We start from the raw sequence: 18,981 nt of genomic DNA on the forward strand, positions 1-18,981 counted from the left end.
ACTGCTGGTCACTTCAAGCCAGCCTGTTTCAGGATACTGCGCGCCTTGCCCATCGGAAGATCCTTCTTCGGGTGGGGCACTGTGACCTTACTACGCTGAACACTTAAGTAAACTTTTTAGTTTACTTAATAAAAGTTTACATTTTCCCCAGTTTTTTGTATCGTTTGTGAAAGGCTGGATTTTGACGTCCAGACGAAACAACGCGTTGAAAGGCGCGATTTTCAAGCCCTGAGCCGGGTCAATCGGCCAGGGCTTTTTTGTTGACCGACTCATCGGCCATCCAGACCGTCAGGTCGTAGGCCAGGACAAGCCGTTGAGTGTCCGTAACAACCCCGGCAGTGCGTCAAGCTTTGATTCTCACGGCAAGGACGCACCGCTGACCCGGCGTAAAGGGTATGAACGTGTAGTAGCCACCAAAAAGTTGTCATAAAAGCGAAAGCCCCGAACCGTTAGCAGCGGTCGGGGCTTTCTTGCATTAACCCTCTGGAACAATCAGAAGGAAAGCATGAGTGAATTCTAGCAAACTCATTAGGGAGTTGCGGATGATGTTGAAGGAAATGCCAGCTCAAAGGTTTTGGGCGCTATGGATTGTGGCGCTGTGCTTCGGGGTGGGGTATCTCGCTAAATCCGTCAGTTTTTTCTTTGGACATTAAGTGTGAAGTCGGTCGAAACGACGATTCTGGAAAAACGGAAGCGATCCCGTATCGGCTAACGATAGACGCGAAGATGAATTCAACCGATGCTGGCATTGTGGGACGCCGACTGGCTAATGCAGCGTTAATTGTAGCGGCCGGGTTCGGTAGCGCGGCGCTGATGTGGGCGATTCGCTGGTGGTGAAAGAGACGTGGATCATGCCGATTCCGTTCCCTCACGGTTTCCGCAATCTGGCTATGTACATGTATTTGAATGGTGTACGGAACGGCTAGGCGAAAGCCAGCAGGCTTTTTTATTTGACCGACTCATCGACCATCCAGACCGGCAGGTCGTAGGTCAGGACAAGCCGACGAGTGTCCGCAACAACCCCGGCAGTGCATCAAGTCTTTATACTGGTCGGTCGCTAGAGCGAGGAGTATCGGTTTGAGCGCACGTCCAGTGTGGCGCGGTGTTGCCCCTTGGCTTGCCGCTTGTAATCGCGTTTGAACGCAGACGATCGGTCAATCGTCCGCATGCAGATCTGCCATCAGACTATCGACACTAGCGAACTTTTTGCCCTTGCCCGCTTCCAGTTCAGCAATCGCTTTGCGCGTGGTGGCATTGGGCACCTTCACCTCAAACGGCAGGCGGTGTTCGTCAGCGATGCGCAGCATCAGCAGACGGATAGCATCGGAAATCGATAGCCCCATCGCTTCAAGCGCACTCGCGGCGCGTTCCTTGGTGTGAGTGTCGATGCGAGCACGAACGTAGGTATCAGCGGTACTCATGGTCATTCCTTGATCAGGGTGTTAAACCAATTGTAGTCACAATTTGACTACAAATCAAGTTCCGAACGATGACCATAGCCGAGGGTTCTTACTCGAAACAGCTATGACCCTTAACAGCACAAGAACAGCAAGAAAACAGCGAGGCAAGCCGTTTGCCAAAGGGCAAACAGGCAACCCGAAAGGCCGCCCTAAACGCACGCAGGAGGAATTGGACTTGATCGCCGCGTGCAAGGCCAAGACGCTTGATGCGCTTGAGGTAATCGAGTCAATCATGGTGGGTGGCGATAACGAGCGCAACCGGCTATCGGCTGCACTGGCGATCATCGAGCGGGGTTATGGCAAGCCGGTACAAGGTGTGGAACTAGGGGGCACGGGCGGCGGGCCGATTCAAAGCATAAACATGCCTCCAGATAAATTCTGGGAGATTGCCAAGACCATCGCCGATGAGATTTGACTATGCATCCATTCAGCCCGGACGAACACTTCGCGGCTGCAAAGATGGCACAAGCGGACTTGTACTTCTTCTCGCGCTGGATGTTCTATCAGCGCCGCCGGTACAAGTGGCTGCGCGGCCCGCACCACAAAGCAATCTGCGATGCGCTGATGCGTGTCTTTTTCGGTAAGGTCAACCGGCTGATCATCAACGTACCGCCCCGATATTCAAAAACTGAACTCGCGGTAGTCAACTTTATCGCTTGGACACTCGGACAGGTACCCGATGCCGAGTTCATCCACGCGAGCTACGCTGCACCACTGGCCGCGAATAACAGCGCCAACGTGCGCTCGCTCGTGCAACACGAGGCTTACCAGCAGGTTTTCCCAGCCTGCCGCTTAGCTTCGGACTCGAAAAGCCACTGGATTACCACCGAGGGTGGCGTGATGTACGCCGCTGGTGCCGGGGGTACGATTACTGGCTTTGGTGCGGGCAAGCACCGCGAGGGCTTTGGCGGCGCGATCATCATTGATGACCCGCACAAGCCCGACGAAGCCAAGAGCGATGTCATTCGACAGGGCGTCATCGATTGGTTTCAGAACACGCTGGAGAGCCGCAAGAACAGCAAGGACACACCGATCATCCTGATCATGCAGCGCCTTCATGAGCGCGACCTGGCAGGCTGGTTACTCGATGGTGGCAACGGAGAATCGTGGGAGCACGTTTGTTTGCCTGCAATTCAAGACGATGGCACGGCGCTATGGCCGGAGAAACATACCATTGATGATCTGAGACGGATGGAGCAAGCTGCTCCCTATGTGTTTGCAGGGCAATACCTGCAACGCCCATCTCCACCGGATGGTGGCCTCATCAAGCCGGACGCAATCACGACAATCGACGCGCTACCTGCGGGCACGATCAAATGGGTGCGCGGCTGGGATTTGGCCGCGACCATCGACGGCGACTATACGGCGGGCGCGAAGCTGGGCAAGCTGGAGGATGGCCGCTTTGTCATTGCTGACGTGGTGAGGTTGCGCTGCGGTCCCGACGAGCGGGACGCGGCACTGACGAACACAGCCGCTCGCGATGGCAAATCGGTGCGCATTAGCCTGCCGCAAGACCCGGGTCAGGCCGGCAAGACTCAGGCGCTATACCTGACCCGCAAGCTGGCGGGCTACGCGGTCACCACCTCGCCAGAATCCGGCGACAAGGCGACACGGGCTGAACCGCTGGCCGCGCAGATCAACGTCGGTAATGTGCTTATGCTGCGCGGTCCGTGGAACGACGCCTTGCTTAACGAAATGCGACTGTTCCCGAATGGCACGCATGATGACCAGGTCGATGCGTGCTCACGCGCGTTCGCTGAAATCATGGTGCACAAGCGCGGCTTCTTCGATTTGGATTAAAACCGACATGTTCAACTGGCTACGACGCAAGGATGAGCCGCCCCAAGCCCCCGAGACCCCAAAGTCCGGGGGCTTTTTCACGACCGAGCACGATCTGCGTGTCGGCCACACTGAGGCGTGGGCACATTTGCAGGCGTCAACGTTTCAGCGCTCGGTGGCCGATGATTTCAGCGCCGCTGGCGCCGGCATGGACGCGAACGAACTTGAAAACAGCGTCAAGCGTATTGCAATGCTCCGACAGGAAAACATGCCAGCCGCGCAGGTCGGTTGGTACGCGTCGCAGAGCTTCATCGGCTACCAACTCTGCGCGCTGATCGCGCAGCACTGGCTGGTTGATAAGGCATGCGCGATGCCGGGTAAGGATGCAATCCGCAATGGCTATACGGTCACGGTCAATGACGGTACAAGAGTTGATGCGGGCGTCATTGACGCAATCCGCAAGGAGGATAAGCGTTTTCGAATCAACCACCAGATGCGCGAGTTCGTGCGCATGGGGCGTGTATTCGGCATTCGCATCGCCATGTTCGTGGTCCAGTCAACCGACCCTGAATATTATGCCAAGCCATTTAATCCAGATGGCGTGACACCCGGCAGCTACAAAGGCATCCGGCAAATTGACCCGTATTGGGCAGTCCCAGAATTAAGCTCGACGGCCGTAACCGACCCGACAAGCCTGCACTTCTATGAGCCGACTTACTGGAGGATCAATGGCAAGCCGATCCATCATTCGCACCTGATTATCTTGCGCATCGGCGAAGTTCCGGATGTACTGAAACCGACCTACTACTACGGTGGCGTGCCGGTGCCACAGAAGATTTTCGAGCGCGTCTATGCTTCCGAGCGCACGGCCAACGAGGCTCCGTTGCTCGCGATGTCCAAGCGCAGTACGGTCATTCATATGGATGTGGAAAATGCTGTCGCCAATCAGGCAAAGTTCGAGCAACGGATGGCGACCTGGGCTCACTATCGCGACAACCACGGCATCAAGGTCGTTGGCACGGAAGAGCAGATCGAGCAGTTCGACACGGCGCTCGCGGACTTCGATGCAGTCATCATGACGCAGTATCAGCTTGTCGCGGCGGCGGCGAACGTGCCGGCCACCAAGCTGCTCGGCACATCGCCCAAGGGCTTTAACGCAACGGGCGAGTTCGAAGAAGCGAGCTACCACGAAGAACTGGAAAGCATTCAAGCGCATGACCTGACACCGCTGCTTGATCGTCATCACCTGCTGGTCATCCGCTCGGAAATTGTGCCGAAGTTTGGTGTCCCGCCATTTGAGACGACGGTGGCATGGAATCCGCTGGATTCGATGACAGCGAAGGAACGCGCAGAAGTCAACAAGATGGAAGCGGAAACCGGAGCCATCCTGGTGCAGTCCGGTGCCATCGATGGCATTGATGAGCGCCGCCGCATTACTCAAGACCCCACTAGCGGTTACACGGGCATCGAACAAGCCATGCCGGCTGATCCGTTTGACGATTCCAACCATGAATTGCCCGAACATGATGATGGCGCGTAAGCTACTGACTCGCAAAAAGGCAGTGTGGGCGGATCAGTTCAAGCCAGCTGTGCTACGCGGCAAGCCGCTGCGCGTCAGTGCTGGCCTACAAGCACGGCTACCAGCAGGATCTTGAGCAGCTTGTTGCCGAGATGACAGCTGCCAGTCATAAAGAAATTGTCGCGCTGTTCGAGAGCCCGCCAGCACAAGCCTTTTTTGCGCAGGACGCCAGCCTATCGAGCCAGGCACGCATCATGACAAACGCGCTGATCCGGCGTGTACGCAAGCGCTTCGCGCTCAAGGCAAAGGCAATCGTGGATCGCATGGTCGCGGGTGCAGATAAGGCAAGCAGCGTCAGTTTGCACAGCAGCCTGCGTGACCTGTCCGGTGGACTATCTCTAAAAACCACAGCCCTGCCATCGACTACAAAAGAAATCCTCGCCAGTTCAGTCGCCGAAAACGTTGGCCTCATCAAGTCGATTGCTGACCGGTATCTGGCCGGCGTACAGGGTGCGGTCATGCGTGCAATCAGCAGCGGCAACGGACTACAAGACCTGATCCCCTATCTACGGGAACAGGAAGGCGTTACCAAGCGACGCGCGCGAAACATCGCGCTGGATCAAACACGTAAGGTCTACAACGGCCTGAACAATGGGCGCTGTATGTCGCTTGGCGTAACGCAAGGGGAGTGGGTGCATAGCGGCGGCGGGATACATCCTCGCGAACGCCATCTTGCCTTTGACGGCAAGGTGTTCAATCTGGCGAGGGGCGCGCCGGTCGGACCCAATGGGGCCTATGTGCGACCAGGGGAAGAGCCCAACTGTAAATGCAGCTTTATACCTGTCATTCGCTTTTCCCGAGGTGACGCATGACAAATCGCGTCATCGATACGAACGGCTGGGCTGAAATCCGAGGCAACCCGATTTCCAAGGTGGGTGTATTTCCTTACCTGGGCAGATCAATCGGCGCGCCCGAGCCTAGCCGCATTTACATGGTCTACCGGCCAGAAGAAGAGTTGGCCGATCCTGCTTGCATTGAATCGTTCAGGCTGCTGCCGTGGGTCGATGAACACGAAATGCTAGGCAGCGAGGATACCGGCTATATCGCGCCGGAAAAGAAGGGAATTCAAGGTGTCATTGGTGAGGACGTGTACTACGAAGATGGTGTGCTGAAAGGCAACATCAAAGTCTTCTCCGAATCACTCGCGGCGCTTATCCATAGCGGCAAGCGTGAGCTGTCTGCCGGCTATCGCTGCCAATACGAGTTTACCTGTGGCCAATACAACGGCCAACGCTACGACGCCATTCAGCGAAAGATTCGGGGCAACCACCTCGCGTCTGTCCACGAAGGGCGCCTGGGACCCGATGTCGCTGTCCTGGATCACATGACATTTACATTCGATGCAAAGGAGTTACTCATGACAAATACAAGCAAGGCAACGGGGCAAGATGAAGACGTGTCGCTTGCCGACGTGGTGAAACAGCTGATTCCGCTGGTGCAGGCGCTGGTCGGTTCGGCACCTTCCGCCTCGCCGGACGGCGACGTAGACCCATCGGTAATCGGCGACGATGCTCCGACCAAGACGCCGGTTGAAGAGGACGATGACACGCTGCCTGCCGAAGATGAAGACGATGATTCCCCGGCGGCGAAGGGCGATAAAGAGACAGAAGACGAGCAAGAAACCGCGCAAGCCATGGACGCGGCAATTAAGGCGCTTCGCACTGCATCCAAGACTGCGCCGAAAGCGATGCGCGCGAGCATGGACAGCGCCATTGCCGGATTACGCAAGGCTTACACCGCCGCTCAAACCCAGTCGCAAAAGCCGCGCAAGACGGTAGCGAGCGTTGACGCCGCCGAGGTCACGGCGCTACGCGCGCGCGTGGCTCAGCTGGAGCGCAGTGCCGCCAAAGGAATCATGAGCGAGATCAGCAAACGCGATGCGCTGGCCAGCCGCTTGTCCGCTCACATCGGCACGTTTGATCACGCCGACAAGACGCTGGTCGAAGTGGCGCGCTACGGTGTCTCAAAACTCGGTATCGCTTGCGCCAAGGGGCAGGAGATAGCCGCGCTCGACGGATATTTACACGGTCGCGAGGCCCCCAAACCGGGGCAAGGTACGGATGCAAAGCATCCGACCTCGAGCGAACTCGACCAATATTTACAAGGAGTCTGACAGCATGGCTTTCCAAACCACTGTTCGCGCCGACATGGCCTTCGGGGTGCCGGGCGAACTTTTTACCGATGGCCCGGTGCGCGCCGCGCCGTGGACCTTGGTGTCCTCGAAGCCCAACGTGATTGGCCATGCCTATACGCTCGCGGGCGACGGCGTGGCGCAAGTTGGCGGGACCGGGCAATTTGTGGGCATCCTCGTCCMCCCCAAACACTATGCCTCGTATGGCGCAGCAGCCGGTACGCTCACGCCAACGATGGAWTTACCCAACCAAAGCATCGGTGAACTGCTCACGATGGGCGAAATCGTGGTGAGCCTGCCTGCTGCCGCCGATGTGGGCTATGTGGTTATCTACGACACCACGACGGGTGCACTGTCCACCATCGAAGAAGATAGCGAGGTACCCAGCGGCAGCGTTGAAGTACCCAACGCGCTTGTTTCGCGCTACCTATCGACGGGGGCGGGATTGGCCGTGATCACACTGACCAACTGAGGCACTGAGTATGCAAAGCAAAGAACATTCGTATATCGGTCCACGTGCAGTACGGCCGCTCAAGCTGTCGAGCGTCGCTGGCTATCAGGATCTGTCCCGTATCGGTATTGGCATGGACGCTGCAACCGTGCACCGCATGATGGCGGCGATGGACGCAGCGCTGGTACCCGGTTTAACTACACCGACGATTACCACGCCCGAGCAGTTCCTACAAAACTGGCTGCCTGGATTTGTGGCGATTACCACGGCGGCGCGCACGATCGATGAATGCGTGGGCATCACGACAGCGGGCGCATGGGAAGATGAGGAAGTCGTGCAGGGCGTCATGGAGCTTACCGGTACATCCGTGCCATATGGGGATTACACGAACGTGCCGCTGTCGTCATGGAACGTCAACTTCGAGCGGCGCACAGTGGTGCGTTTTGAAGAAGGCATGCGCGTTGGCACGCTCGAAGAAGCACGCGCTTCGCGGATGAAAGTGAATAGTGCCGAAGGCAAACGCGAAGCGGCAACGCTGGCGCTGGAGATCAACCGCAATCGCGTCGGATTTTACGGCTACAACGATGGAAACAATCGCACTTATGGACTTTTGAACGACCCCAGCCTGCCCGCGTATGTCACCCTGCCAATGGGTGGGGCCAATTCGACCCAATGGGCGTCTAAGACCTTTCTCGAAATTACAGCAGACATTCGCACGATGGTGGCCGATCTGCGCAACCAGACGCGTGGCGTGATCGACCCGAAAAGAGAACAACTGACGCTTGTTCTTGGCACGTCGGTCATCGATTATTTGACAGTGACTTCGATTTTTAGCGTGTCTGTGCAGGACTGGCTGACTAAGACCTATCCGACGATGCGCGTGGTGTCTTGCCCGGAATTTGATGCAGCTCATGCGGGCGACAATGTCGCATATCTGTACGCCGAAAGCGTCAGCGATCAATCGACCGACGGCGGTCAAACCTTTGTACAAGTCGTGCCGGCGAAATTCCGCGTGCTGGGGGTTCAGCAGCTCGCAAAAGGCTACGAAGAGGACTATTCCAATGCGACGGCTGGCGTAATGTGCAAGCGGCCGTATGCTGTCGTGCGTCGCACTGGACTTTAACGGAGAGCAATCATGCATTACGTGTACTCGACCGCAACATGCGATACCGCCTATGGCGTGTGGATCAACAGTGGAAACGACTTGCCGATTCGTACGCGTGCGATCGTGATCAAAGGCGGTGCGGGCGTCGCCAACAAAAACTTAATTACACCTCGTGGTGTAGTAACGCAGGTGACGGACGAGGATTTGGCGCTGCTTGAAAAGGACGAAGCCTTTCAGCGGCATGTCAAACGTGGCTTTATCCACGTCGAGCGATCCAAAACCGATCCAGAGAAGGTTGCCGCGGATATGACCGGTCGCGACCAAGCGTCACCGCTGGTACCGCAAGACTTTGCGGAGAAAAAGCGCCCTAAGACGCGGAGCGGATGATCGTGAGTGCGTCCATCCAGTGGGATGTCAGCGCGTTTCGCGCCGCCTTCGCTGCATTCGAGAGCAAAACCGCGTATCCCGACACCGCGCTTTCGGCAACCTGGGCGGCGGCGACGTGCTATGTGAGTCCAGAGGATCATGGGCACCTGCAAGGCGATGACCGAGTCCGTGCGCTGAATCTGATGACGGCCCATCTCCTTGCGCTGGCGGACATAGTGAAAGGCGGTCAAACGCCGGGCATGGTGTCCACCGCAACCGTGGACAAGGTGCAAGTCACCCTTACCCCACCGCCTGTCAAGTCACAATGGCAATGGTGGCTGTCGCTCACCCCCTATGGGCAGCAGCTCCTCGCGTTGCTGTCGGCTGCTGCCGTGGGTGGCTTTTATATTAGCGGGCTGCCGGAAGGATCGGCATTTCGTCGCGTGTACGGCATCTATCCCTGATGCCTAGGCCGCCTGGATTGGGCGGTCCTATTTCCTAAGTTAATTTAATGGCCAAGGTAATACGCAAGCCCGGCCCCGGCGGTGCACGTCTGCATCAAGCGTTGCAGGATATCGGCGGCCATATCGGCAAGGTTGGCTGGTTTGAATCCTCCAAATATCAGGATGGCACACCAGTCGCCTATATAGCCGCCATCCATGAGTATGGCGTGCCCGAGAAAGGCATTCCGATGCGCGCGACGATGCGCCCAACGGCTCAGGCACAACGAGCGCAATGGGTAAAGCTGGCACAACAGGGCTATACGGCGGTGTTTCGTGGCACGGACACGCCAGCCGCAGTTACGGAGAAAGTGTCGGCCAAAGCAGCTGGCGATATTCGCTGCGCCATCTCAAGAATCCGTACGCCCCCGCTGAAGGTCGCCACCATCACGGCAAGATTTCGTGGCAAGAAGCAAGGCCGCGTCGTCTCGTTAACTGCGGCTAAGCCGCTGGTCGATTCCGGTGTGCTCTTGAATACGCTTACACATATCGTGGAGGACAAATCGTGATGCCAGGCTCTAACCTGCTCGGTTTTGCGTTGTCCGTGATTGGCAAGCAACGTGTCGAGTATTACCGATTTTTGGGGCGCGAGACCAACGATGTGGGCCTTGATGTAAACAGGTATGCGCCGCCTGTGCCGCTGTATGGCAGCGTGCAAGCTGTAGACCGGAACCTATACCAATACCTTGGCCTTGATTTTCAGAAGCGCTACATCCGTCTGTATGCGTGTGCGCAGTTACAGGATGTAGCACGCAACCGATCGAGCGATCAAATCGAGTTTGCCGGTCAGCGCTATCAACTGCTGTCGGATGCCGATTGGTTCAACATCGACGGCTGGGACGGCGCGCTTTGCGTACAGATATGACAGACAACGAACTGTTCCGCATTCTGCTGCCGTTGATTCGTGACGGGCTGCGCGCGAATGGCATTGCCGACATTGCCATCAAGCAGCAGTACCAGCCGACGCAACAAGGCACACCAAGTGGCCCGGTGGTGTTTTTGAACAAAATCGGCGATTACCGGTACGGTTTTCCGCAGCGCAAAAGCGTCTGGGATCGCGAAGCCGGGCAGTTCGTCCATACCGAGTCGGTGTGGATGCACACTGCGCTCCAAGTGAACGTACTTGCACCGCAAAAGCCTGAGCAGCCTGATTGGCTGACGGCATCCGATCTGCTGAACCTGATCGCGTGCATCCTGCAAAGCGATGCTGCGCGCCACACGTTGCAGTCGCATCAAGTCGGCCTCTATCGCGTGCAAGACATTCGCCACACTTATTTTGCTGATGACCGGGATTGCTTCGAAGCCAGCTCGTCATTCGATTTTATCCTCACCCATCTGCGCACGCTTACCAGCCGAGTTCCATCGGTTGACGCGTTCGAGCAAAACATTCATCGCATCTAGGAGCCACTGATGGCTATTCGATTTCCCAAGTACGTTGACGTGACATCGGGCGTCGGCGCAGCGGCCGGTGTGCGCCGGCGCGATTTAATCGGGCGTTTTTTTACGACAAATGCGCTGCTGCCACCGAAAGCGGTGGTCGAGTTCGATAACCTCGATGATGTTGGGCGTTACTTTGGCACGGCCTCGGAGGAATACGCCCGCGCGTCTTTCTATTTCGGCTGGATCTCAAAAAACATTACGCGCGCGCAGAAAATCAGCTTCGCGCGCTGGGTGGATGCCGCCGTCGCGCCGATGATCTTTGGGGCGGCAGTGACTGCGCCATTGTCTCGATTCCAAGCCGTGACGGCTGGCGAGCTGACAATACAGCTTGGCGCAGATATCCACTCCGTATCGCCGTTGTCGTTCGCGGAAGCCCTCAGTTTTGCCGACGTGGCATCGGTTTTACAAGCAGCCATTCGTGCCGCAGGTGAGGGCCCTCTTTGGGAGGGCGCAATGGTCACGTTCGACGCGCGGAAAAACGGCTTCCATTTCACAACCACCAGTACGTGTGCCAATGTAAAGGTCGCTGTCCTGTCCGGCACGATCCATACTATCCTGGGTTGGGATGATCGCGCGATCTACGCCGATGGCGCAGCCGCCGAAACGATCAGTGATGTGCTGGCCGCTTCAACCGAGCTATCCAACAATTTCGGCTCGTTCACGTTCTTGCGGGCGCTTTCCACAGCCGAGACAGAAGAAGCAGCGAAGTGGAACGCGGCGCAGAATGTGATGTACCAGTTCCATACGCGCGTGTTATCCGCCGATGCGGCAGCCTACTATGAAGCGCTCAAAGGTTACGCGGGGACCGGTCTAACGCTCATCGGCGCAAGCGGCGAATACCCCGAGCAACTTCCGATGATGATCCTGGCCGCCACCGATTACAGCCGTCGTAACTCGGTGCAAAACTACATGTTCCAGCAAGCGGCGCTTACGCCCAGTGTGACGACGACGCCTGAATCGGATCGGTTGGATACGTTGCGCGTGAACTACTACGGCCGCACGCAAACGGCTGGACAAGTGCTCGACTTCTATCAGCGCGGCGTGCTGATGGGGGGTGCCACCGCGCCGACAGACATGAATGTCTACGCTAACGAACAATGGCTTAAGGATGCGGCCGGCAGCGCCATTATGGAACTGCTGATGTCGCTGGCGAAGGTATCGGCCAACGTGCAAGGACGTGGTCAACTGATCGCGACGCTGCAAAGCGTGGTCAATCAGGCATTACTCAACGGCACGATCAGCGTCGGCAAGGAGCTGAACAATACGCAGCAGCTGTATATCACCAATATGACGGGTGAAGCCGATGCGTGGCGGCAGGTCCAGACCATCGGTTACTGGCTCGACTGCGTAATCCAATCCAGTGTGACGCCAGACGGACGCACCGAATATAAGGCCGTCTACACCCTCATCTACAGCAAAGACGATGCCATCCGAAAAGTGGACGGAAGCCACGTCTTGATTTGATCCAGACCAGGAGTAACGATGGAAAACATCTCAGGCTTCGGCCTTGTGGTGCAGGTATGTGCATCTAAAACGTTTCCCGCCGGTTTTACGGTCACGCAGTTCGCCGACGATGGCGATCCGTTCGACATTCCGAGCATTCAAGTGAATGACAAGGCGATGGGGCTCAATGGCGATTTGATCGTCTGGTCCAAAGCCAACCCAATCACAGTGACGTTGAACCTGATTCCAGGAAGTGACGATGACAAGAACATGTCGATTTTGCTTGAAGCAAACCGGGTCGGACGTGGCAAACAGAGTGCAAAAGACGAAATCACGATGGCAGCGATCTACCCGGACGCCCGCATACTCACGCTGACCAAGGGGGTCATCACTGACGGCATGCCTGCCAGCAGTGTGGCCAGCGCAGGGCGGATGAAAAGCAAGCCGTACATCTTTGCTTTTGAGAACCGGACGGGGACATCATGAGTCTATTGCTTGAGCCCAAGGAAATATTGATCAGAACGATGGCGGGCGAGGATCGCCCCTACATCCTGTCGAAATTTCCCGCCATTGCAGGTCGCGAGATCGTTTCGCAATACCCGATCAGTGCGGTGCCGAAACTCGGCGATTACAAGACCAACGAGGCGCTCATGTTAAAAATCATGGGCTTCGTAGCGGTGCCGCTTGACAACGGCGAATTGCGATTATCGACTGCCGCACTGGTTGACAATCATGTGCCGGACTATGAGACGTTGATGAAAATCGAGTTCCACATGATGGACTACAACACGTCTTTTTTCTCAAGCGGAAAGGTCTCGACTTTCTTAGGCAATGTCGAGGGCAAGGCGATAGCGTGGATTTCCAAAACGTTGACGCACTTGTTGGAGCGATCCTTTCTGAAGGACGTGCCACGCTCCAGGAATTGAGGACGGTCTACACGCTGGAGGATGCTTTCATCCTTTGGGAGAGCATCGCTATTCCCCGCTACAACGAATGGCTGGCTGCTGAGCATGCCAGACGGACATCGAAATGAGCATTCTTGAGACGTTCTATATTCTGTTCGATTCAGATGCACAGGAAGTCAAGCAAGGGGCACAAGAAGCCGAAAAGGCGACCGAACAGCTTGAGAAAAAGATCAAGGGTGCGGATATGGCGGCCACCCAACTTGGCAAGTCGTTCAAGTCGCTAATCGGGGCGGCCACCGGTGCGATTGCTGGTGCTTTGTCGTTGGGCGCACTGGTATCCGGCGTGGCGCGCACTGTGGCCGGCGCCGACGCGCTCGGTCAGAGTTCCGAGGCACTACGTGTCGAGGTCGAGACATTGCACGCATGGAGTGAAGCGGCCGAGCGCTGCGGCGGCAGTGGCGAGGCATTCCGAAAGACACTTACCGGCCTGAATGAAAAGGTCGCTGAACTGGCTAAGACTGGCAAAGGTGACATTGGCCCATTGCTACAACGGCTCGGCGTGCGGTTTCGCGATCTGAATGGCAACGTCAAGGCCACGCCACAACTGCTGCTGGATCTCGCCCAGTCGTTTGAGCGTTTAAACAAAACGGAATCCGCCGCATTAGGCAGAAAGATGGGGCTGGACGACGCCACCATCGCTCTGTTGCAGAAAGGGCGGCAAGCGCTCGAAGAACAAATCAAGCGGCAAAGAGAGCTTGGCGTTGTCAACAAGACTGATGCTGAAGCGGTAAAGCAATACACCGAGCAACTCGGCAAGGCCAGGATCGCCTTAAGTGATCTCGGACAGGTATTTCAGTACATGTTCACGAATCTCTCGACCACAGTGCTACCCGCCTTGACGTGGTTGCTGAAGAAGTTCGAAGCGCTCACGGCCTACCTGGCAGACCATAGCGACCTAGTAAAAGGCTCCTTCATCGGACTGGCGATGGTACTGACGGCGCTGTACTTGCCTGCTGTCTTGAGCGCCGCCACCGCGACACTTGCGCTGGTCGCGCCCTATCTGCTGATCGGCGCGGCCATTACAGCGGTCGGTGCGTTGTTCGCGCTGGCCTACGAGGATGTGATGGCGTTTCTCGATGGCAACGACTCGCTGATCGGCGAGATGGCGAAACGCTGGCCAATTATTGGCGAAATCGTGCATGGGGTTGCGGATGTGTTTTCGTTTCTGTTTGATCTGGTGAGGGCTGGACTGACCTTCATGACCGATCTGATTGACGAGCCTGAGAAAGCATTTGAGCGCTTTTCGGCGAATGTACGTGCCGCGTTCGACAAGCTGCTGAACAAAATACCCGCGCTTAAGCCGGTTATGACCTTGATCGGTGATGTATTTGATCAGGTCGGCCACACCGTCAAAGCCACGTGGAACGGGATTGCCGCAGCGATTGAAACCGTCATCGGCTTTGCCTCACGCGGCTTGAAGATCATGAGTGGCGCGCTGGGGCAGGTGAAATCTTTTCTCGGCCTTGGGGACGCCGTGCCATCGCAAGGTGGAGCAGCATCCAAGGGCGTAGCGGCCGCAGATCATGCTGGCGTCATCGCCGGCAAACAGGCGCTGGCCGCCACTTCAACGCCGCTGGCGGCACAGACCTCAGCCAGTATCACGCATGCAAACCGCAGTGTGAGCAAGAGCATGAATGTGCAGACGGGGCCCATCACGATCCATACCCAGGCCACGGACGGCGATGCGGTCAATCAGGCCCTCAGCCGTGGTTTGGGGCAGGAGCTGAGTACGACATTGAACCATTTTGATGACGGAGTGGCAGCGTGATTACCGGATTCATTCCGACCGCCGCCGTCGATGTCGTCGGCGTGTTCGATGCAGGCTTTCAGCAGCTTTTTGGCGACGCGCGGCCGATAAAGGCGACGGTCAAGGAAGCGTCAAAAGCAATGGAGCATCCGATTGAATCGGGCGCAACGATGACCGACCACCGGATCATCTTGCCGGTTGAGATCGAGTTGAAGATGATGCTGGCCGGGGCAACATATCGGGACACTTATCGGCAAATCCGTGAGATGTTTCGAAAGGGTGACACGCTGACGGTGCAGACGAAGGCGGGCAGCTACGCCAACATGCTGATCGTAGAAATGCCGCATGAGGAAGAGCCTGATGCCTTCGGCACCCTCGTGCTTACGCTGAAGCTTAAGGAAGTGCGGGTCGTTACGGCACGATACGAAAAACTGTCCGTCCGGGAAGTCAAGGACAAGACACACGCATCCACCGTGCAGCGTGGCGAGCAATCTGGAAAACCTGCGAAAAGGAAAGCCTCTACGCTTCACGACATCTTCGTTTAAAGCAGTCTTCGTTTGATGTAATCGCCATGATTCAAATTCCGCTCGATGCGATCCCTAATCAATCGCTGTCGATTCGGCTCGACTCACGCCGCTACGAAATCACGGTCCAGGCCCTATCTGGGATGATAGCCGCGACGATTGCCCGTGACGGCGAGATGCTTGTGCAAGGGATTCGGTGTGCTGCTGGTACGCCTGTGCTGCCGTTCCGGTATCTAGAAGACGGCGCCGGCAACTTCGTGTTTCTGACGGAGGATGAGGAATATCCCGACTACACAAAGTTCAACAGCACGCATCAGCTTGTGTACCTCAGCGGTGCCGAGCTTGCGCAGGTTCGCCAGTGAAGCCAATGGATAAACTCGATCCACGTATCGTGCGTGTGGGCATCGAAATTAACGGCGAACTGAAGACATATGACGATCTGGCGATTAGCGCGACCGGCTCCAAGTTCGCAAACGCCTTGCAAAATGAAGCCGAGATTCGTGTTTCGAATCTGTCCAAAGCGGACCGCAAATACCTGTTGACGGAAACTAGCCCGTTCAACCTGAATCGTACGCCCAAGCGCATTGTGCTGGACGTAGGCCGACGCTCCACTGGCGCATCGCGCGTGTTTGTCGGCGACATTTCCAGCTGCCTGCCATCCCAGCCGCCGGACATCACGCTGACGTTCAAGTCATCGACCGGGCAATTTCAGAAGGGCCACATCCTTGCGCGCAGCCAGGCTGGCACCGCATCCCTATCGGCCATCGCTAAACAGATAGCGGGCGATCTCGGACTCACGCTGCGCTTCGAGGCGACAGACAAGAACATCGCGAACTACGCGTTTGCCGGCGGCGCGCTGAAACAGGTAGACCGGCTCGGCGAAGCCGGGGGCGTGAACGCCTATGTCGATGACAACACACTGGTCGTGAAAAACTACAACGTGGCGCTGAGCGGCGAGGCACGTGTGCTGAGCGAGTCCACCGGCATGATCGGCATCCCCGAAATCACCGAGCAGGGCGTCAAGGTCAAGTATCTGTTTGATACCACGACCTGCTTGGGCGGCGCATTAACCATCGACAGCAAGTTGAATCCAGCCACGAGCGGCAGTTACGTCATCTTCAAGCTGCATTTTGAACTTGCCAACCGCGACACCCCGTTCTACTGGATCGCGGAAGCCAAACGTGCAGATACCCACTGATGAGTGACTACACCATCCCAAGTCATGATCCGGCGAACACAGGGGGATTAGCGGGCACGCTGCGCGAAGTGTTTAAGAAGCTGATCCAGGGCGTCGATGACATGCTGCCCGCAAAGATTGTCGGCTACGACCGCAACCGCAATGTAGCAACAGTGCAACCGCAGATCATGATGCTGACCACCGAGAACCGAACATTATCCCGGCCGCCATTGGCCTGTGTGCCCGTACTAGCACTGGGCGGCGGCGGCTTTGTGATGTCGTTTCCGTTCAAATCCGGCGACGCTGGCTGGATCAAGGCCAGCGACCGCGATATCTCGCTATATCTTCAATCCGGCTCCGAAGCCGGACCCAATACGCAGCGCTTGCATTCGTTTGCTGACGGCCTGTTCATCCCGGATGTGATGCGCGGCTACACGCTGGCCGACGAAGATGAAGCGAACGCAGTCCTGCAAAGCGCGGATGGCTTGGTACGCGTCGCACTCTGGCCGGATAAGCTTAAGCTGACTGCGCCGATGGTCGAACTTGAGGCAGCGAATGTGCACTGTACGGGCAATCTGACGGCCGAAGGGCGCGTGACCGGGCGCGGCGGCGTGACGTTCGGCGAAACACCGGCCGAAACACACCGGCATGACGGCGTTTAACGCGGCAGCGATATCAGTGGAGGCCCGGTTTGAAAAGCCTTGCAACGAATCAACGCAATGACCTGTTCATCAACGCTGACGGCAGCCTCGCCCTCGCGCGCGACATCGAGGCGGTCAAGCAGGACTGCCAGCACGCGATGCAAGCCCAACTGGGTGAAATGGTGTTCGCACTGGACCGCGGAATGCCCACGCGAGATCTAGTGTGGCACGACACAAATCTGATGCAGTTTGAAGCCTACGCGCGCCAGACGCTGCGCGCGGTAGGCGGCGTCGTTGACGTTACGGCCTTCGAGGTTGCAATCGTGGACAACGCGCTGCGCTACAGCGTGACCATCCAGACTGTTTTTGGACCTGCTGACCTGACGAACGACCATGACTGACACCTACGACTATTTGACGCGCACGGGTGTGATCGTGCCAGACACAGCGGGGGTGCTCGATACGGTTCGCAATGAATGGCGTGGCGTATTGGGCGACGATCTGTCGGTGGCGGATGAAACGCCTCAGGGTGTGCTGATTACGGCTGATGCGCTGGGCCGCAGCAGTGTGATTCGTAACAATGCGGCGCTCGCCAACCAGATCAACCCGAACGAAGCGGGCGGCGTATTTCTAGATGCGCTCTGCGCGTTGACTGGACTTGAACGCGCGAAAGCCCAGCGTTCGAGCATCGCCGATGTAGAGGTGACCGGCATCCCGAATACGGTGATCCGCCAAGGGTTGCGTGCACGCACCGAGGCGGGCGAGCTATTCGAGACAACGGAAACGGTTGTGCTGGCGCGGGATGGACGGGCGAAGGTTGGTTTTCGCGCCGTGGAGTACGGCCCCGTTGCTGCGCCCGCCGGCACGTTGCGGCACATTGTCGATAGCGTCCTGGGATGGGAAACTGTCCATAACCCCGAAAACGCGAAGCTGGGGCGAGGTCGGCAATCCGATGCCAGTCTGCGTAGGCTGCGCAAACAGACGCTCGCGCTGCAAGGCGTCTCCCTCTGTGAAGCAATCACCTCCGCGCTCTACGCAACGGAAGGGGTGCAAAGCCTGCAATTTCGCGAGAATACCGAGAGCGTTGCGCAAGTCATCGATGGTGTAGTCATGAAGCCACACTCGATTTGGGTGTGCATCGATGGCGGGACAGACGTCGATATTGCACAAGCGCTGTTGAAGAACAAAAGCGCTGGCGCAGGCTGGAATGGTACGGTGCAAGTCAATGCAGTTGACCCAGCTTCGGGCCAATCATACCGCGTTCGGTTCGATCGTCCGATACGGCGCGATTTCCTTGCGCGCGTCACGGTACGCGCGGCCTCGTCGGTTGCCGATCCGCAAATTGCCGTGCGTGACGCTATTCTCGCCTACTCGGAAAAACGCATTGAAGGTGAGACGGGCTTTACGGTTGGCACCAGCGTGTCACCGTTTGAACTGGCCGCAGCCGTTAATCGCTATGTACCGGGCCTCTACGTGCAGCGGCTGGAGGTCTCCCATCTCTTGCCGATCAATTATGTGACGACTGAAATTCCTCTTGGAATTTGGGAGAAGGCAGCGATTGCGCCGTCAGGCATTCAGGTCATCGTTGTGTAGCCACGCCAAGCAGCATTGAGAAAGGCGAAAGCCCCGAACCGCTGGCAGCGGTCGGGGCTTTCTTGCATCAACCCGTTGTA

General features: G+C 57.1%; 23 protein-coding genes and 1 pseudogene. 22 read left to right on the plus strand and 2 right to left on the minus strand.

Annotated features, from left to right (window positions below):
• Positions 1-8: 8 nt before the first annotated feature.
• A pseudogene (locus tag RBRH_RS17010) lies at positions 9-92 on the minus strand (type II toxin-antitoxin system HicA family toxin); the annotation flags it as partial.
• A gap of 1,062 nt (positions 93-1,154) precedes the next feature.
• Positions 1,155-1,427 (minus strand): type II toxin-antitoxin system RelB/DinJ family antitoxin, encoded by a 273-nt coding sequence (locus tag RBRH_RS03900; RefSeq protein ID WP_013434680.1) that lies wholly within the window; start codon positions 1,425-1,427, stop codon positions 1,155-1,157.
• Positions 1,428-1,524: 97 nt separating this feature from the next.
• Between RBRH_RS03900 and RBRH_RS03905 the strand changes: the two genes are divergently transcribed.
• The 22 genes from RBRH_RS03905 (at position 1,525) to RBRH_RS04010 (ending at position 18,901) form a co-directional block, all read left to right on the plus strand.
• The gene (locus tag RBRH_RS03905; protein WP_157864339.1) at positions 1,525-1,875 is read left to right on the plus strand and encodes a DUF5681 domain-containing protein; all 351 of its coding nucleotides are present in this window, start codon (positions 1,525-1,527) and stop codon (positions 1,873-1,875) included.
• Positions 1,876-1,877: 2 nt separating this feature from the next.
• Complete coding sequence (terL, locus tag RBRH_RS03910; RefSeq protein WP_041753215.1) at positions 1,878-3,260, plus strand: phage terminase large subunit; 1,383 nt, start codon at positions 1,878-1,880, stop codon at positions 3,258-3,260.
• Positions 3,261-3,267: 7 nt separating this feature from the next.
• Complete coding sequence (locus RBRH_RS03915; protein WP_041753217.1) at positions 3,268-4,779, plus strand: phage portal protein; 1,512 nt, start codon at positions 3,268-3,270, stop codon at positions 4,777-4,779.
• Positions 4,780-4,856: 77 nt separating this feature from the next.
• Positions 4,857-5,630, plus strand: coding sequence for a phage head morphogenesis protein (locus tag RBRH_RS03920; protein WP_013434685.1), 774 nt, complete (start codon positions 4,857-4,859; stop codon positions 5,628-5,630).
• Entirely contained in the window at positions 5,627-6,931 is a 1,305-nt protein-coding gene (locus RBRH_RS03925) for a DUF2213 domain-containing protein (protein ID WP_013434686.1), read from the plus strand. The genes RBRH_RS03920 and RBRH_RS03925 overlap by 4 nt, the downstream gene beginning before the upstream one ends.
• A gap of 4 nt (positions 6,932-6,935) precedes the next feature.
• On the plus strand, positions 6,936-7,421 hold the full coding sequence (locus RBRH_RS03930) for a structural cement protein Gp24 (protein WP_041753219.1): 486 nt from the start codon (positions 6,936-6,938) through the stop codon (positions 7,419-7,421).
• Between the two features lie 10 nt (positions 7,422-7,431).
• Positions 7,432-8,523, plus strand: coding sequence for a major capsid family protein (locus RBRH_RS03935; protein WP_013434688.1), 1,092 nt, complete (start codon positions 7,432-7,434; stop codon positions 8,521-8,523).
• A gap of 12 nt (positions 8,524-8,535) precedes the next feature.
• A complete protein-coding gene (locus tag RBRH_RS03940) occupies positions 8,536-8,892 on the plus strand; it encodes a hypothetical protein (RefSeq protein ID WP_013434689.1) in 357 nt (118 codons plus the stop codon).
• A gap of 2 nt (positions 8,893-8,894) precedes the next feature.
• Positions 8,895-9,335 carry a DUF4054 domain-containing protein gene (locus tag RBRH_RS03945; RefSeq protein WP_157864341.1) on the plus strand — a complete coding sequence of 147 codons (441 nt, stop codon included), beginning with the start codon at positions 8,895-8,897 and terminating at the stop codon, positions 9,333-9,335.
• A 101-nt stretch (positions 9,336-9,436) separates the two neighbouring features.
• Positions 9,437-9,880 (plus strand): hypothetical protein, encoded by a 444-nt coding sequence (locus RBRH_RS03950; protein ID WP_041754132.1) that lies wholly within the window; start codon positions 9,437-9,439, stop codon positions 9,878-9,880.
• Positions 9,880-10,236, plus strand: coding sequence for a phage collar protein (locus RBRH_RS03955; protein WP_041753220.1), 357 nt, complete (start codon positions 9,880-9,882; stop codon positions 10,234-10,236). The genes RBRH_RS03950 and RBRH_RS03955 overlap by 1 nt, the downstream gene beginning before the upstream one ends.
• On the plus strand, positions 10,233-10,772 hold the full coding sequence (locus RBRH_RS03960; protein WP_041753221.1) for a phage gateway protein: 540 nt from the start codon (positions 10,233-10,235) through the stop codon (positions 10,770-10,772). The genes RBRH_RS03955 and RBRH_RS03960 overlap by 4 nt, the downstream gene beginning before the upstream one ends.
• Before the next feature lie 9 nt (positions 10,773-10,781).
• Complete coding sequence (locus RBRH_RS03965) at positions 10,782-12,275, plus strand: DUF3383 domain-containing protein (RefSeq protein WP_013434694.1); 1,494 nt, start codon at positions 10,782-10,784, stop codon at positions 12,273-12,275.
• A gap of 18 nt (positions 12,276-12,293) precedes the next feature.
• Positions 12,294-12,740, plus strand: a complete 447-nt coding sequence (locus RBRH_RS03970; RefSeq protein WP_013434695.1) for a phage tail fiber protein — start codon at positions 12,294-12,296, stop codon at positions 12,738-12,740.
• Positions 12,737-13,180 (plus strand): hypothetical protein, encoded by a 444-nt coding sequence (locus RBRH_RS03975; RefSeq protein ID WP_013434696.1) that lies wholly within the window; start codon positions 12,737-12,739, stop codon positions 13,178-13,180. The genes RBRH_RS03970 and RBRH_RS03975 overlap by 4 nt, the downstream gene beginning before the upstream one ends.
• Before the next feature lie 103 nt (positions 13,181-13,283).
• Positions 13,284-14,987 (plus strand): phage tail tape measure protein, encoded by a 1,704-nt coding sequence (locus RBRH_RS03980; RefSeq protein ID WP_013434698.1) that lies wholly within the window; start codon positions 13,284-13,286, stop codon positions 14,985-14,987.
• Positions 14,988-15,028: 41 nt separating this feature from the next.
• Entirely contained in the window at positions 15,029-15,511 is a 483-nt protein-coding gene (locus RBRH_RS03985) for a phage baseplate protein (protein WP_157864342.1), read from the plus strand.
• A gap of 26 nt (positions 15,512-15,537) precedes the next feature.
• Complete coding sequence (locus RBRH_RS03990; RefSeq protein ID WP_013434700.1) at positions 15,538-15,852, plus strand: phage baseplate plug family protein; 315 nt, start codon at positions 15,538-15,540, stop codon at positions 15,850-15,852.
• Positions 15,853-15,857: 5 nt separating this feature from the next.
• On the plus strand, positions 15,858-16,688 hold the full coding sequence (locus RBRH_RS03995) for a baseplate hub protein (protein WP_041753222.1): 831 nt from the start codon (positions 15,858-15,860) through the stop codon (positions 16,686-16,688).
• The gene (locus tag RBRH_RS04000; RefSeq protein ID WP_013434702.1) at positions 16,688-17,329 is read left to right on the plus strand and encodes a Gp138 family membrane-puncturing spike protein; all 642 of its coding nucleotides are present in this window, start codon (positions 16,688-16,690) and stop codon (positions 17,327-17,329) included. Before RBRH_RS03995 ends, RBRH_RS04000 begins: the two co-directional genes overlap by 1 nt.
• Before the next feature lie 29 nt (positions 17,330-17,358).
• Complete coding sequence (locus RBRH_RS04005; RefSeq protein WP_013434703.1) at positions 17,359-17,709, plus strand: hypothetical protein; 351 nt, start codon at positions 17,359-17,361, stop codon at positions 17,707-17,709.
• Positions 17,702-18,901 (plus strand): baseplate J/gp47 family protein, encoded by a 1,200-nt coding sequence (locus RBRH_RS04010; RefSeq protein ID WP_013434704.1) that lies wholly within the window; start codon positions 17,702-17,704, stop codon positions 18,899-18,901. The genes RBRH_RS04005 and RBRH_RS04010 overlap by 8 nt, the downstream gene beginning before the upstream one ends.
• Positions 18,902-18,981 lie beyond the last annotated feature (80 nt).

Origin of the sequence: Mycetohabitans rhizoxinica HKI 454, assembly GCF_000198775.1 — a bacterium.
GTDB lineage: Bacteria > Pseudomonadota > Gammaproteobacteria > Burkholderiales > Burkholderiaceae > Mycetohabitans > Mycetohabitans rhizoxinica.

Bases quoted from the DNA above. Each gene is read 5' to 3' on its own strand.
- RBRH_RS03900 (WP_013434680.1), bottom strand. From the start codon at position 1,427: ATGACCATGAGTACCGCTGATACCTACGTTCGTGCTCGCATCGACACT.
- RBRH_RS03905 (WP_157864339.1), top strand. From the start codon at position 1,525: ATGACCCTTAACAGCACAAGAACAGCAAGAAAACAGCGAGGCAAGCCG.
- terL (WP_041753215.1), top strand. From the start codon at position 1,878: ATGCATCCATTCAGCCCGGACGAACACTTCGCGGCTGCAAAGATGGCA.
- RBRH_RS03915 (WP_041753217.1), top strand. From the start codon at position 3,268: ATGTTCAACTGGCTACGACGCAAGGATGAGCCGCCCCAAGCCCCCGAG.
- RBRH_RS03925 (WP_013434686.1), top strand. From the start codon at position 5,627: ATGACAAATCGCGTCATCGATACGAACGGCTGGGCTGAAATCCGAGGC.
- RBRH_RS03935 (WP_013434688.1), top strand. From the start codon at position 7,432: ATGCAAAGCAAAGAACATTCGTATATCGGTCCACGTGCAGTACGGCCG.
- RBRH_RS03940 (WP_013434689.1), top strand. From the start codon at position 8,536: ATGCATTACGTGTACTCGACCGCAACATGCGATACCGCCTATGGCGTG.
- RBRH_RS03955 (WP_041753220.1), top strand. From the start codon at position 9,880: ATGCCAGGCTCTAACCTGCTCGGTTTTGCGTTGTCCGTGATTGGCAAG.
- RBRH_RS03960 (WP_041753221.1), top strand. From the start codon at position 10,233: ATGACAGACAACGAACTGTTCCGCATTCTGCTGCCGTTGATTCGTGAC.
- RBRH_RS03965 (WP_013434694.1), top strand. From the start codon at position 10,782: ATGGCTATTCGATTTCCCAAGTACGTTGACGTGACATCGGGCGTCGGC.
- RBRH_RS03970 (WP_013434695.1), top strand. From the start codon at position 12,294: ATGGAAAACATCTCAGGCTTCGGCCTTGTGGTGCAGGTATGTGCATCT.
- RBRH_RS03975 (WP_013434696.1), top strand. From the start codon at position 12,737: ATGAGTCTATTGCTTGAGCCCAAGGAAATATTGATCAGAACGATGGCG.
- RBRH_RS03980 (WP_013434698.1), top strand. From the start codon at position 13,284: ATGAGCATTCTTGAGACGTTCTATATTCTGTTCGATTCAGATGCACAG.
- RBRH_RS03990 (WP_013434700.1), top strand. From the start codon at position 15,538: ATGATTCAAATTCCGCTCGATGCGATCCCTAATCAATCGCTGTCGATT.
- RBRH_RS03995 (WP_041753222.1), top strand. From the start codon at position 15,858: ATGGATAAACTCGATCCACGTATCGTGCGTGTGGGCATCGAAATTAAC.
- RBRH_RS04000 (WP_013434702.1), top strand. From the start codon at position 16,688: ATGAGTGACTACACCATCCCAAGTCATGATCCGGCGAACACAGGGGGA.
- RBRH_RS04010 (WP_013434704.1), top strand. From the start codon at position 17,702: ATGACTGACACCTACGACTATTTGACGCGCACGGGTGTGATCGTGCCA.